The 14,928-nt window shown below is 37.7% G+C and carries 10 protein-coding genes; 3 read left to right on the top strand and 7 right to left on the bottom strand.

Features of this window, described 5'->3' with window-relative positions; all coding sequences use genetic code 11:
* Positions 1-69 precede the first annotated feature (69 nt).
* Positions 70-2,508: a phenylalanine--tRNA ligase subunit beta gene (gene pheT, locus Ana3638_RS10540; protein ID WP_161837985.1), complete on the bottom strand. Its 2,439-nt coding sequence runs from the start codon at positions 2,506-2,508 to the stop codon at positions 70-72.
* Positions 2,509-2,665: 157 nt separating this feature from the next.
* The gene (pheS, locus tag Ana3638_RS10535) at positions 2,666-3,685 is read right to left on the bottom strand and encodes a phenylalanine--tRNA ligase subunit alpha (protein WP_161837984.1); all 1,020 of its coding nucleotides are present in this window, start codon (positions 3,683-3,685) and stop codon (positions 2,666-2,668) included.
* 856 nt (positions 3,686-4,541) lie between these two features.
* On the opposite strand from pheS, the gene Ana3638_RS10530 reads away from it, so the two are divergent.
* The 3 genes from Ana3638_RS10530 (at position 4,542) to Ana3638_RS10525 (ending at position 7,731) form a co-directional block, all read left to right on the top strand.
* Positions 4,542-6,422 carry a multicopper oxidase family protein gene (locus tag Ana3638_RS10530; protein WP_330587975.1) on the top strand — a complete coding sequence of 627 codons (1,881 nt, stop codon included), beginning with the start codon at positions 4,542-4,544 and terminating at the stop codon, positions 6,420-6,422.
* Complete coding sequence (locus tag Ana3638_RS27035) at positions 6,401-6,484, top strand: multicopper oxidase domain-containing protein (protein ID WP_408609519.1); 84 nt, start codon at positions 6,401-6,403, stop codon at positions 6,482-6,484. The genes Ana3638_RS10530 and Ana3638_RS27035 overlap by 22 nt, the downstream gene beginning before the upstream one ends.
* A 299-nt stretch (positions 6,485-6,783) precedes the next feature.
* Complete coding sequence (locus Ana3638_RS10525) at positions 6,784-7,731, top strand: YihY/virulence factor BrkB family protein (RefSeq protein WP_161837983.1); 948 nt, start codon at positions 6,784-6,786, stop codon at positions 7,729-7,731.
* Between the two features lie 300 nt (positions 7,732-8,031).
* On the opposite strand, the gene Ana3638_RS10520 is transcribed toward Ana3638_RS10525, so the two are convergent.
* From Ana3638_RS10520 to Ana3638_RS10500, 5 genes are all read right to left on the bottom strand, one after another.
* Positions 8,032-9,210: a SpoIID/LytB domain-containing protein gene (locus Ana3638_RS10520; protein WP_161837982.1), complete on the bottom strand. Its 1,179-nt coding sequence runs from the start codon at positions 9,208-9,210 to the stop codon at positions 8,032-8,034.
* A gap of 50 nt (positions 9,211-9,260) precedes the next feature.
* Entirely contained in the window at positions 9,261-10,487 is a 1,227-nt protein-coding gene (locus Ana3638_RS10515; RefSeq protein WP_161837981.1) for a hypothetical protein, read from the bottom strand.
* Between the two features lie 357 nt (positions 10,488-10,844).
* The gene (locus tag Ana3638_RS10510) at positions 10,845-12,407 is read right to left on the bottom strand and encodes a DUF4340 domain-containing protein (RefSeq protein WP_161837980.1); all 1,563 of its coding nucleotides are present in this window, start codon (positions 12,405-12,407) and stop codon (positions 10,845-10,847) included.
* Complete coding sequence (locus tag Ana3638_RS10505) at positions 12,407-14,044, bottom strand: GldG family protein (RefSeq protein WP_161837979.1); 1,638 nt, start codon at positions 14,042-14,044, stop codon at positions 12,407-12,409. Before Ana3638_RS10505 ends, Ana3638_RS10510 begins: the two co-directional genes overlap by 1 nt.
* A gap of 18 nt (positions 14,045-14,062) precedes the next feature.
* The gene (locus Ana3638_RS10500; RefSeq protein WP_161837978.1) at positions 14,063-14,926 is read right to left on the bottom strand and encodes an ABC transporter permease; all 864 of its coding nucleotides are present in this window, start codon (positions 14,924-14,926) and stop codon (positions 14,063-14,065) included.
* Positions 14,927-14,928: the final 2 nt, after the last annotated feature.

Raw genomic sequence — 14,928 nt, 5'->3', positions numbered from 1 at the left:
CAGTTTTATCGGCATCTTACACTGAAAAAATAAGAAAAGCTGCTGCAAAATTTGCAACAGCTTTTTGTTTTACTGTCTTAATTCAATTCCTAATTTGCTTAATCCGTCCAGGATTTTTTTCATCACTTCCGTAACATCCTTATCTTCCAGCGTTCTGTCTTTCGCCCGGAAACTGATGGAGTATGCCATGGATTTATAGCCTTCCTTTATCTGACTTCCTTCATAGACATCAAATAATCGGTAGCTTTCTAAAATATGACCGCCGTTTTTACGGATTACCGCCTCCACATCACCTGCTAAAATAACCTTTGGCATTACCATACTGATATCACGGGAAACAGCAGGATATTTTGCAATTCCCTCGTATTTTACGTCAAAGGAGGCACGGGATACGATTTCCGGTATGTCAAGTACTGCCACATAGGCTTTATCACCAATATCATAATTATCCAATACATCCGGATGAACTTCACCGATGTAACCAATCACCGTATTGTCGTATATCATATTTGCCTGGCGTCCGGGATGAAGGAATGGTTTCCCTGCTTTAGGATCGTAAGAAACTAATTTCTTCATTCCGATTTTCTCTAAATACTCTTCTACAACACCTTTTAAATCAAAGAAATCCCCTTCCCCATACATTCCAAGGGTAAACTGCATTCTTTCGTCCGGCAGTTCGGTAACAGGAAATACCTTAGGCAGATAGATGCTGCCAAGTTCATATAAACGGACATTTTTGTTTCTTCTGTTATAATTCGTAGACAAAGACTCTAACATACCATTTAGGGAAATGGTTCTCATAATACTGAAATCTTCTCCTAATGGGTTTGATATAATTAATGTATTACGAAGTTTGTCATCAGCAGGAATCAGGAGTTTATCAAATACTTTAGGACTTTCAAAAGAGTAATTCATAGCCTCGTTAAAACCGAACTGCTCTGCTATATTTCTCGCCATATTTTCAATTCGTAATTTAAAAGACAATTTACCGGTAGTTGCCTCTCCCGTCGGCAGAGTTGTGGGAATATTAGCATAGCCATAGAAACGTGCGACTTCTTCATCTAAATCTGCCTGGCACTCCACATCCTGTCTCCAGCTTGGCACAATAACCTCACCGGTTATTTCATCATAGTCTAAATCAATCTTTTTAAAGTAACCTATCATAGTTTCTTTATCTAAATTGGTACCTAATAATTTATTAGTCCGCTCATAATGAAACGGTACCCTTTTTGGCTGTCTCACCTCAGGATAGATATCAACTGCTCCGCCTACCACTTCTCCTGCGCCTAACTCTTCAATTAACTGGCAGGCACGGTTTATGGCTTCCATAGCAGTATTAGGATCTAAACCCTTTTCAAATTTTGCGGCTGCATCGGTTCTAAGGCCCAGTTTTTTGCCCGATAAACGGATATTGGTTCCGTTAAAGCAGGCAGCTTCAAATAATAAAGTCTTAACATCATCTGTTATTTTTGAATTTTCTCCGCCCATGATACCCGCTATACCAACCGGTTTTTCGGCATCACAAATCATAAGAATGGAAGAATCGATTTTTCTTACCTGTCCGTCCAGAGTCTGGAATTCCTCTCCGTCTTTGCCTCTTCTGACAATAATCTTCTTACCTGCGACCAAATCAAGGTCATAGGCATGCATCGGCTGAGAATATTCTTCCATAACATAATTAGTAATATCAACCAGGTTATTGATCGGACGAATACCGCAGGCAGCTAATCTTCTCTGCATCCAAAGAGGTGACGGTCCAATTTTTATATTCTTTACTACTCTTGCTACATAACGGCTGCAAAGATCTTTATCCTGAATATCTACGGAAATATAATCGCCTGCGTTTTCTTGATTGCCGGTAGCTTTCACAAAAGGAGGCTGATAGGATTTACCAAATGTTGCTGCCGCTTCTCTTGCAATTCCGATCACCCCAAAGCAGTCCACGCGGTTGGATGTAATTTCATATTCAAAAACTACATCATCAAGACCTAAAACGGTAATTGCACTGGAGCCTATTTTAATACCGTCATATGCAGGATTATCGCTGAATATATAGATTCCGTTATCCGGTGCATCCGGGTACATCTCCTTACTGGAACCTAATTCTTCAATGGAACACATCATACCGCAGGACTCTACTCCACGAAGTTTCCCTTTCTTTATCTTGATTCCGCCCGGTGTTTTACTTCCGTCATGGCCGCCGGCAACACGTCCTCCGTCCAATACGACGGGTACGATATCCCCTTCTTTCACATTGGGAGCACCCGTTACAATCTGAACGGTTTCTCCTTCTTCCGTAATCTGTACCTGACATATTATCAGTTTATCCGCATCCGGATGCCTTTCTATCTTTAAAATCTTACCTACCACGATTTTGTCCAGATCAGCATCCAGCTTTTCATAACCCTCTACTTTTGTTCCGCTTAGTGTCATACTGTCCGTATATTCCTGTGCCGTTACGTCAAGATCCGGCACATATGCTTTTATCCATGATAATGGTGTATTCATATTCCATTAAACCTCCTATATAATTTAACTTAAAGTCATTGATAAACGATTTACTTTTCTGATTATCCATACTACTGCTATTTCAAAAGCTTCTAATGCCCTTTGGGCCAGATCCGGCTCTGAGATTCAATTCTGGAATTACATAAACTGTAAAATTCTAGAATTGTTTTAAGAAACGTACGTCGTTTTCATAGAGTAATCTCATATCATCAATTTCATATTTTAATAATGCGATACGTTCTAACCCTACGCCAAAAGCAAATCCGGAATATTCTTCGGGATCAATACCACTCATTTTAAGAACTTTCGGGTGTACCATACCGCAGCCTAAAATTTCAATCCATCCTGAGCCTTTACAGAAACGGCATCCTTTTCCTCCGCATTTAAAGCAGGATACATCTACTTCCGCACTTGGCTCGGTGAAAGGGAAATGATGGGGTCTGAACTTAACTTTTGTATTTTCCCCGAATAATTGTTTTGCAAACTCGGCAAGGGTACCTTTTAAATCCGCAAAGGTTATATTTTTATCAATTACAAGACCTTCAATCTGATGGAAATTAGGAGAATGGGTTGCATCTACTTCATCGGAACGGTATACTTTACCGGGCGCCAGGATACGAATGGGTAATTTTCCTTTCTCCATCTCCCTAACCTGAACGGGTGAAGTCTGGGTTCTTAATAAGATATCCCCCGTAATATAGAACGTATCCTGTTCATCCTTCGCCGGATGGTTTGCCGGAATATTTAATGCTTCGAAATTATAATAATCATATTCTACTTCCGGGCCTTCCACTACTTCGTATCCCATTCCCACAAATATTCTCTCCACTTCATCTAAAGCAATGGAGTTAGGATGACGATGTCCAACCATTGGTTTTTTAGCAGGCAGGGTAACATCTATCGTCTCTTTCTGAATTTGCTCTTCTCTTAATTTTTTAGCAAAGTAATTCTTTTTTTCATCCAATTTTTCTTCCAGTGCAGCCCTTGCTTCATTCACTAATTGTCCGATTACCGGTCTGTCGGCAGGTGCCACATCTTTCATGGATTTTAATATTTCAGTCAGTTCTCCTTTTTTGCCTAAAAATGCAACTCTGATATCATTTAATTTGTCTAACTCTTCGGAAGCCTGAATCTTTACTAAGGCTTCGTCTACTATGGCTTTTAATTTTTCTTTCATAATTAACACCCATTATATAACACATCTGCAGGCAGAAGTGTTACTGCCACATACAATAGAATACGGACCTGGCCAGCATTCTATTGTCAGCAATAAAAGGTTGAAAGAATCTGCATGTGGCATCCTTTCCATTCTTTTATTTTCTTTCAACCTGATACTTTTGCATATCGCAGGTTTGCTTGCGATACAGTCCAAACACTGTAATGAACTTTTTTACTTACTTTGGCATATTCCTTTACAGCATCATTCGTACTTCTTGAGTTTTTTTGTTTAATAAATTATTAATTAAACAAAAAAATCCGTCCCTGCAAAAACAGGGACGGAATCATATCATACATGATAATACACTTACCTACCGGTAACGTGTACTCCGCGGTACCACCCAAATTCCTATGTATTGCAGTCTATATAAGAAATTCCAAATACATAAGCACTTAAGTCAGCGTAACGTGCTAAAACGTCATCTCCTACTGTTTGTTTCAAAGATGAGGCTCCGGTGGGAATATTAATAATTATCTGAACTTAAGGAAGCTTTCAGCCGGTGACTTCCTCTCTCTGCAAGAAAATAATTACCTGGTATGCAAATACAAAATTCAGCATATGCATTACACCTTCATAGCCTTTAACATATATGATTCATTTTAGCATATTTTTTTGTGTTGTCAAGGGTAGATTAAAGCTTGCCGATTTCATTTTTACGTTCCACAGTCATATCCCGGGTCTTTACGGACATAATCGGAAAAAAATACCACGAATAAAGCTGCCGCTTTTTTGGATTTTATGTCAATAGAATCCAGTAACTTTTAACCAGAAATCTACATAATATGTCATAGATCCATTGTTATAGTGAGGGCCTATGTTTACTTCGCAAATCAGGAAACATCACACTTATGCTGCTAAAATGCATAAAGCGATAAAGAATACTTTTCATAAAAATAATAAGAATTCCGTTTCTGTTATGAAACTTGATCCTGCTGCCATACCTAAGTATGTCAATCAATTAGAAAAACCACCAGTTTATAAGCCTTATATAAAAGCTGCCAAAAATGATAACGTAAAGGGCATAATGAAAGAATCGCATGGAACCAGGCATTTATACGAGATCGATATCAGCGAATTTAAGCAGCAGATTCTTCCAAAAGGTTACCCTGATACGACAGTCTGGGGATATGGCGGACTAATTGAGGATAGAAAAACCGGACGTGTAAAATATTACCGGGGCTCTCCAGGTGCTACATTGGAAGCAGTGAGAAATATACCGGTTACCGTAAATTGGATTAACCACTTACAGGGTTCCCATCTTTTTGCCGTAGATCCAACCCTGCATTGGGCAAATCCAAATCATATACCAATGGATCCTCCAGAGCCATGGCCATCTTATCCTCCCGGCTTTCATGATGCACAAAAACCGATTCCAGTCGTTACACATCTGCACGGCGGTGAAGTTATATCTGTTTTCGACGGGCATCCGGATGCCTGGTTTACCAGTAACGGTAAAACAGGCAGTGCTTTCATAACGAATATTTACACTTATCCCAATAAACAGGACGCTGCCACGTTATGGTACCATGATCATGCTTTGGGTATTACAAGGCTTAATTTATATGCAGGGCTTGCTGGGTTTTATCTGCTTCGGAATTCTGCTCATAACCAAAAATCCGCCGCAATGGAAAATAAATTTCATTTGCCTCATGGAAAATTCGAAATACCGCTGTTAATACAAGACCGCTCTTTTATGGAAGACGGATCCTTTTATTTTCATACCACAGGTAATAATCCGGATATTCATCCGTATTGGATGCCGGAATTCTTTGGTGATACTATAATGGTAAACGGCAAGGTTTGGCCTAATCTAAATGTAAAACGAAACCAATACCGGTTTCGTATCTTAAATGGCTCCAACGCAAGATTTTACAATCTAAAATTATCAAATGGAATGAAGATGACTCAAATCGGCAGTGACGGCGGTTTCCTGCCCACTCCGGTGGTTCTTGAATCCTTACTGTTAGCTCCGGCAGAAAGAGCAGATATTTTAATAGACTTTTCCGATATAAAACCAGGAACTAAAATAATGTTGCTAAATGATGCCAATGCCCCTTATCCGGGAGGTAATCCGCCTGATCCGGACACCGTCGGCCAGGTTATGCGGTTTACGGTTCCTATGTATACATCACCGCCTGTTAAACCGGGAAAATTACCGGATATATTAAATAAATTACCGGAACTGATTCCGGATTCTCCTAAAAAAGTCCTTACTTTATTCGAAATTAACGGTTTGAACGGTCCAGTAGAACTGCTCTTAGACGGCCAGAAATGGAGTTCCCCAACATCCGAATTACCGGTAGTTGGTTCAACGCAAATCTGGGAAATTGCAAACCTGACGGCGGACACTCATCCAATCCATCTGCATTTAGTACAATTCCGTCTTTTAAACCGGCAAAAATTCAAAGCCTCCGAATATGAAAATAAGTGGACCCAAATCAATGGTCTTCCGCCTTTAGACCATCCTACGAATGTTTTGGAATTGGAGCCGTATTTAATCGGATCCCCTTATCTTCCTGATGAAAATGAAAAAGGATGGAAAGATACCGTAAGAATGAATCCGAATGAAGTCACCCGTATACTGGTTCGATTTGCACCGCAGCGTATTCCGTCCGGTTCAGTAAAACCCGGTGAAAACCGTTATTCCTTCGACCCTGCAAGGGGCCTGGTTATATTTGGCACTGCCATATATTAGATCATGAAGATAACGAAATGATGAGGCCTTACAAGGTAATAGGGAGTGTTACAAAATCTTAAATGATGAATTTGCGTCTCGAATATAGAGTTATCTTTCTTTTCTTCGAAAGATAACTCTATTTTCTGACACAATCCTATACATTTAGGTTTTGTACAACTCCCTTTTTTGTCTCCTGGGAAACAAATTTTTCATTTATAATGTACAATATAATTTTAAATTTTTTACGCATTTTCGGCCAAATAATGGTATAATCATAAGAAGCCAACTTTTCTTAAGACTAAGGTTACTGTTGATTACATATACTAAAATATAATCACGATATTACACCTTTTATGTGTATTGTCCGGCGAGGTATCCTATGAATATAGCAATTTCAATTTATAAAATAATACGTGCGTTTAACAGAAAAGTAAGGGACGATTTTATTACTGCATTTTCCGCACAGGCAGCTTTTTTCGTCATGATATCTTTTTTCCCTTTTATTATGCTGTTATTAACACTGCTGCAGTATTTACCGATTACGGAAAGCGTACTTATGTCAACTTTAACCCAAATCTTCCCAAACAGTGTAACTTCCCTTATTATCAGTATTATATCTGAAATATATGATAAGGCATCGGGTACTATTATCTCAATTACCGCCATATCTGCTCTCTGGTCGGCTTCCCGGGGAATATTAGCAATCATAAAAGGATTAAATTCCGTTTATGCAATCAGGGAAACCAGAAGTTATTTAAAACTACGGCTTATTTCAGTCATTTATACCTTTATCTTTGCAGTTATGATGATGGTTACTTTAGTAATATTAGTATTCGGAAACCGCTTATACATCTGGATTGAAAGCAAAATCCCTATATTAAGGGATCTTGCCTTGGTTATTATAAGTATCCGTACCATAGCAGGTCTTTTTATACTGACTCTATTTTTTTTATTGATATATACTGTTATTCCCAACCGTTCTACCAAAGTATATAAAGAATTACCAGGTGCTGTTTTATCCGCAGCCGGATGGATGGGATTTTCCTATCTGTATTCCTTTTATATTGATAATATGAGTAATTATTCCAGAATGTACGGCAGCCTTACGGCCATTGTACTGTTCATGTTATGGTTTTATTTTTGTATGCACATACTCTTCATCGGAGGAGAAATTAATGTTGTACTCTCATCAGGAGATCTGATTTATTACTTAAAATATATTTTTAAGCATAGAAAAGAGTATAAAAACAATAAAATTTCCTCTGCTCAAAGAATTCAGGCAACAGAGAACACCGCTAATTCAAATAATAAAAAGAATGGCATATAAAATAAATGACATTTAAACCATATAATGATTTGCCTGACAAAAGCCATATAAATAATTTGCATTCGTCTATTTGCACATCTATACCTCTACATTAGCGTGATGTTCCATATAGTTCGATGAGTAACTGTATGAAGTCGTTGGTACTTAGGCTCTGTATTTTAGAGCCTTATGTACCACTACGTACTTCATTCAAGCGAGAGCGTGTTACGAATGAACTATATGGAACATTACGTAATCAAGAAATAAATTGTGCAAATTGACGGAACCATAATTTAAAATTGGCTTTTGCGGGCGAATCATTTAATAAATAAATCCAATATCAACTCCGGTATAATAATGTTTAATAATTTCCTCGTAATTTTTACCGGAATCTGCCATTGCCTTTACCCCGTTCTGACTCATACCTACACCGTGGCCATAACCGCCGCCATGGAATGTTATACTTTTTTCTGATTTATCCATAACGAAAAATGCACTTGGCAGCATTCCCAAATCAGGTGCTTTACTTTTATCCAGCCGGACAACTTCATCCGTAATAGGTGCCAGCAGGGTTCTGATATTATATTCGGATTGTACTTTCACGGTACGGTCGGAACCAACTAATACGATTGCGGATAAAATTCCGCTTTTTTCACGCTTACTAACCAATACGTCTTTAACTGTACCAATGGTGCTCACCGGTTTGCTTTCATACTTGGGATTATCGTTAACATTGCCCCCTACCAGGGTCTGAATTAAATCAGGGTTCGCATTATATCGGTTTGCCAAGGTTTTATCGATGGATTTTTTTAAGTCGGCTTTTGTAATGGTTACATCCCATCGATACCAGGGAAATTTACTGTCATAAGTATCTTTCGGAGGATTCATTATGAAGTTCCTGAAAGCTTTTTCAGTGGAGAAGTTTACTCCCTCCGGTGAGCCTGAGGAAGCATATACAGCCTCCCCATTAACCACATCATAAGTAGTCTGCATCTTTCCAAGAAGATAATCCACGCTCTGGCTGCTTCCCCATACCTCGTTTAAAGAAGCGGTACGGCCGCAGGAGGTAGAAAAATAATATGCGGTGATTACTGCATCGTTATATCTGATTACTTTTCCGTAGGTATCTTTTACAGCAAGGATGGTGGCTTCATTTTCCGGAATATTATTATATACCTGATAACTTACACTGTCGTCTACATGCGCTCCATATTGGCTGTAACCATTGGCAAATAATTGGTTATAAGCATAACTCCTGGCACAGATTGCCTGTACTTTCAGAGCTTCTTCCCCGTAGTCCGACGGCATCTCACTGGGAATTACCGCATAAAGGTAGTCTTCGATGGGAAGTTCATTTATCACGATTATCCCATTCTCAGCAGACGATAGTTCCATAGCACCACGGTATGCCGGATTATTTCCTGAACGTTTAATGGAAAGTAATTTAATTTTTCCATTTTCAGATTTTGTCTCAATTCTTATTCGTCCTTCCTTTAGCAATTTATTATCCGGTTCTATGGTTATTTTCTTTCCTGCTTTGTAAGACTTAACTATATCCCCGCCGTAACGGTAAAATCCTTAGTCGCTGTCAGCTGAACTTTATTATGGTAAATATCTTCAAAATTATCGGTCTTTATTAAAACTCTGATGTTTTTTGCTTTTATGGACTCTTTTATTAAAGCAGCTGAAATCTTACCATCCGCCACAACAAAATCCGTTGCGGTATAACCTACCAGTATACTATTAGTTACCTCCATGGATAACTCATCATAAATTTTATAAATTTTATAATTATCATCTAAGTCAACTTTACCGTATCCTTCAATTTCTATGTAATCCTGGTTGGCTACCAAAACTTTACCATTGATTTTATCAGGTTTAATGCTTATTTTAACGATTTCTTTATCCTCAATAACCAAATCTCCTATTTGCCCTTTTATTTCCTTAGACAATTTATATCTGGTAGTAAAATCTCTGGTAATATCGTTTACGAAAGCGGTTACGGTACTGTTTTCCCCTGAAGTAATCCATACGTTGTGTAAGGTTGTTTGTTCATTTAAGATATCTTTAACATATACCAGTTTATTACCGCTAACATAAGCCATTACCTTGCAATCAATATAATTTTCAGGCTGGAACAGGATACCGGGCTCATCATCGGAGGTCTCTACTGTATTATCCCCAGTATTTTTATTGATTGGGTTTAGAATTCCATTGGTATATAAATCTTCATAACTTTTTGCATCTGTATATATAAAATGTCCTTGATCCGTAACTATAACATCTTCGGAACCGGTACCCTGATTGGTCTGTTTGCCTAATATAAACATGGTTGTTTCCGTTACCGGCTTTTTGTCTTTGGGAAGTGCAGCTAAAATACTTTCATAAAGATTTAAAAATTCTTTCTCTGTCATAACCTTACTGTCTGCTCCGCCTGGCAGATCAAAAGACAGCTTTTTTGTAACATCATTTTCCTGAATGGAAAGTTCATTACAAACCTCTGTAAGGGTTGTTCTTCCATCGTTATAATTAAAGTATTCCTCCTCTTTCTCTGTAATTAATTCTTCCCCTGTCTGTTCATTCATTACTCCAAGGTACCCCAGCAATCGTAAAGCTTCTTTTACAGTGATGCCGCCTTTGTCATCCAAAACAGTTTCCTGCTGCGGCCCCATAGTAACGGATTCCTTGTCCTGATTTAATTGTTTATAAATGTTTTTGGCAAATATAAGGATGAGTAAACAGATACAAATACCCATCAACCATAATTTTTTTTTCATATGACTCCCCACCTGCATGTCCCCATGCAAATATCCATTCTTTTATTACCGCAAAGTATAAACAAATATTCCTCAAACTTCCGGGCAAATTGCAAATTCATCCGCGAAGAACGAAACGTAAGTAGGTTTCTTCCTGTTTCATACTGCTTGTATTACAATTATATACGTGGTACCTGAGAATATGTCAACTAATTTTAGATTGGTAATTTTTACCCAAAAGAAAAAGGACTCGTTTAAAACGGTCCTTTTTCTTCTTAAATTTCCGCGAAAGCAAAGTGAGAATTAGCAAGCTTGCTTGCAATAATTCGAACGCGCACGCGAACCGAAGAAACTCGCAAAGCGTGTTTCTTCCGGTTATTACTTATTTTTCATAAAGTTGACCAAAGCTGTCTTAATATCATTCACCTTTCTCATATCGGTAAGAAAATATTCCAAACCATTGGTATTTACCACATAATAACTATCATCATATGGTTTATATTGTATTTCAATGGTATTTCCGTCTGTTTGATGGTAAGTTAAAGTCATTACCGGGGTTTGATCGGTATTACTGGTAAAGTATTCCTCCGGTATATCACGTTCCGTTGTCGGAGATATAATTGTCTGATATAAGCTTTTAAAATCGTCTTCCCCAACTTTATTACCGTTAAAATAATAATTTATTACTTCTTCTTTAGAATCGCCAGACTGGGTATCATCCTTTGTCTGGGTATCGTCTTTTGCCTCTTCCGCTTTTTCGGTAGTCAGGGTATAGGTTTTACCATCAACGCTGATGTCAAGTTGATTGATGGAATCCAGATTTACTAAATTAACATAATGGTCAACATTACTATATGCATCGATGGTAATTAATTTTTCCACCGTATCCGCACTCATGATATTTACTGCTTTGGAATCCTTAGTCTTTACATAGTAATTACCCTCTGCATCTTTTGATCCGATTAACAGATCCAACGTATAATTAATTTTTGTTTTTTCATCTTCCTTAGCATCCTGCGTATTATTGTCTGCCGTATCAGTGGTAGCTTTGTCATCCGAAGTAGCTTTATCCTTTGTATATTCTTCAAAATATTCAAGGGATACGCTGGCTGCCGGATCATCTAAACCATACTTGCTAAGATCCGATGCATTATAATCCACACAGGAAGTAAAGGACATAGCAGAATAATTACCTAATAAAGTATTTACCGCATCCGCATCTGCAGGTAACGTTGTTTTATATGGCTGCTTCATGGCCCATTTGGTCAGACCGGCGAAATCAGTTGCCTTACTTCCGTCATAAACAATCTCAAAACCGGGTTTATCTTTATTTAATACGGTAAGATGGGTAATATTCGTTGCTGTTATGGATGGAATGGTTTCCACCGTTGTCATCTGCTCTAAAGTATAGGTAAAGTTATTGTAAAATGCTGCCGTAAGTACATATACTTTCTTATCCTCGTTTAAGGCTCCATAATAGCCGCCGCCAATAGGGGCTTCATTACCAAGGGTGATCGTTGTTTTCGTACCGTCTTTTGCAGTTGCTGTTACCGTGATGGCCGGATTATCCAAACCAAAATTAGATAAATCATCCACTCCTTCCGTAATTGTTCTGGAAGAAGCTATGTCTGTAAAAGCTTTCGCCATATTTCCCGCATTGGTTTGATTAACCGGAAATGCTTCATCTTCTGAATTTTTCCAGTTACCATCATCCCCTTTAACAAGAGTCATCTCATTATCTTTATTCTTAAAATAGATGGTCTGGATGGTATCCGTTTCCACATTAGCTATGGTTTCTGTCTCTTTTGTGGAATCTTCATTGCCGTTAGCAGCCTTTTTATCCTTGTATTTAATCAGGGAAAAACAGGCTGCAATCATTAAAATTAGAGCAATCAGCAATACAATAAGTGTCAGATTTTTCTTTTTCTTACTGCCTGCCATTATTTTTTCCTCCTTCTGATGCAGATATATCCGCCAAATGCCAGTACAAATACAGGAATTACAACTACAATAACGATTGCCCAGAAGTTAACCTGAGCCGCATTCATGGTTAAATATTGTTGTGTCACACTTCTTGTACGGATAGCCAGATTGCTTTCCTTATTAGAAACAAAGTTAATGGAATTTAACATTAAATCCAGATTGCCGATAGACGGATAGGACATCATACTTTCATCAATCATTAACGCGGAGCCTAGTACAACTAATTTAGACTCTACGCCATTATAAGTTTCTGTTATTGCTACACCAAGGTTAAATGGTCCGTCGATATCTCCGTCCTGTTTTTCAACCGTATTGGATTTTACATCAATTTTTGAGTAGGCAGTATCGGAGGTAGTAAGTAACGGTTCAACCTGTGTAGTACTTCTCTTGGTATCAAGTACCTGTATACCGATTGCAGATGGCGCTACGATAGAAGCTTTACCGGAGATGATGGAGGAAGTTATATCATGGCTTTTTATACTAGGTACAAGATTATTCACATATTGTCCCATATAATAACCCTGTTCTTTTTCCAACACGATACCTTTTACAAAACTAATACCGTAGTAATTCATCAGACTGTTGAAATTATCCAGACCTTCTGCCGCATAGTCTGCTAAAATAATAGCATCGCCGCCCTTGGCCAGATAATCTTTTATCATAGCTACTTCATCCTTTGTATAATCTTTTTGAGGTGCATTAATAAACAGGATGGAGCAGTCGTCCGGTATGCTCTTTACAGTTAAGGTAGCTAAAGTATTCGTAGTTACATTAACCTTTGCAAAGGAAGAAGCCAGCGTATCACCGATTGCTGTTTCACCATGACCCTGTACCATATACATAATCGGTAAATCTTTTGTAGTAACATATTCTAATGCGGAGGTTATCTGACCTTCCGCATCGATACCGGTTACATTGGTCTGATAGGTCTGGTAATCAATTTCTGTCTTATACATATCGGAATTATCCACATATTTTGCTCTTTTGTTAGCATTATTAACAACCAATACACTATTATCGGTTAATTTATCATCCGTATAATCGGATGCAAAATTGGGATATAAAACCGGATCTTTATATTCTACTTTTATCTTGTCTGAAAGAGCATCATATTTATTGACTATTTCCTTGAACGTTTTATCCTCGGAACCGGTTTGTGCAATATAATAAATGGTTATGTCATCCTTTAAATCTTTCAGATAATCTTTCGTAGTATCCGTAAGGGTGTACATGCCTTCTTTACTTACGTCAATCTTAAGGTCTAATTCGGTTACAAAAATATTTACTACAAGTATCATTATGATAACGATAGCGGATATTGTAGTTGCATAAGCTCCGCCTTTAAATTTTCTGGATGAAAAGGAAGCTTTGATTTTGGAAACTATGCTTTCTTTCTTTACGGTTTCCTGAACTTCATCCTGATTTTCTTCCTCCCGGTCTATATCTTCCTGACCCAGTTCATCCTGACTGAAATCTTCCTGCTCTATATTGTCCTGTTTTATTTCATCCTGATTGAAATCTTCTGGATTTAAGTTATCCGGATTTAAATTATCTTGATTAAAATTATCTTGATTTGTATTATTTAAGTCTTTCACCTTATTCCTCTCCCTTCCTTAACTCCATCTGCGTTTCTTAATTGCCTGTACCGTCAAGAACTGGAACAGGAATACAATACTGATAAAATAAACTGCGGAGGATAAATCCAAAACACCCTTAGTATAATTATCAAACCTTGCTATAACAGAAAACCAGTTAAATACTTTAGATACCAAACCGTCAAATAAGGTTGGTTTCAGTAAATATATTACTGTGAGTGCGATTTCTGCCACAATACCTACAGACAGAGATACAGTGAGATTATGCATCATAATATAGGCAATCCAGCAAATTATAACTAAAATAATGGAGAATATAATCCATGCTGATTTATTATCCTTGGGCAACAGATTAACAAGGCTGTCCATTAAAGCCGTGATTAAAATTACAACAAACGATACTACTGCGGCGACTACCTGACTTTCGGTTAAAGCAGAAATAAATAGACCGATTGCTATGTAAGCCGCACCTAATAAGGAAAAACCTAAAATGGAACCATACGCAACCTTTAAGGACAAGGAACCAAACTGCAATAAAATCAACGGATAAAGACATACGATTCCCATTACGATTAAAAATACGGTAAGAACCGCAAAAAACTTACCGGCTATTATTTTTCCTACCGGCAGCGGTGAAGTAAACAGTAACTGATCTGTTTTCTGTTTCTTCTCTTCTGCCATAAGGCGCATGGTTAAAATTGGTACCAGTAAAATAAATATAAAGGAAACGCCGGATAATACATATTCAAAATTGGCATACAGCTGAATCATATTATAAATAACATAATATATACCAATAATTACTAAAAAGAATGCGATAAATACATATCCGGTCATTGATGTAAAATAAGATTTTAACTCTTTTTTATAAATTGCCAGCATCT

This window comes from Anaerocolumna sedimenticola, assembly GCF_009931695.1.
Taxonomy (GTDB): domain Bacteria; phylum Bacillota; class Clostridia; order Lachnospirales; family Lachnospiraceae; genus Anaerocolumna; species Anaerocolumna sedimenticola.
The sequence above is the reverse complement of the archived record's forward strand: the minus strand, read 5'-3'. Positions and strand labels throughout refer to the sequence as shown.

What these genes read in the sequence shown, in the direction of transcription:
- pheT (WP_161837985.1), bottom strand. Translation starts at nt 2,508, where the DNA reads ATGAATACACCATTATCATGGATAAAAGCATATGTGCCGGATCTTGAC.
- pheS (WP_161837984.1), bottom strand. Translation starts at nt 3,685, where the DNA reads ATGAAAGAAAAATTAAAAGCCATAGTAGACGAAGCCTTAGTAAAGATT.
- Ana3638_RS10530 (WP_330587975.1), top strand. Translation starts at nt 4,542, where the DNA reads ATGTTTACTTCGCAAATCAGGAAACATCACACTTATGCTGCTAAAATG.
- Ana3638_RS10525 (WP_161837983.1), top strand. Translation starts at nt 6,784, where the DNA reads ATGAATATAGCAATTTCAATTTATAAAATAATACGTGCGTTTAACAGA.
- Ana3638_RS10515 (WP_161837981.1), bottom strand. Translation starts at nt 10,487, where the DNA reads ATGAAAAAAAAATTATGGTTGATGGGTATTTGTATCTGTTTACTCATC.
- Ana3638_RS10510 (WP_161837980.1), bottom strand. Translation starts at nt 12,407, where the DNA reads ATGGCAGGCAGTAAGAAAAAGAAAAATCTGACACTTATTGTATTGCTG.
- Ana3638_RS10500 (WP_161837978.1), bottom strand. Translation starts at nt 14,926, where the DNA reads ATGCTGGCAATTTATAAAAAAGAGTTAAAATCTTATTTTACATCAATG.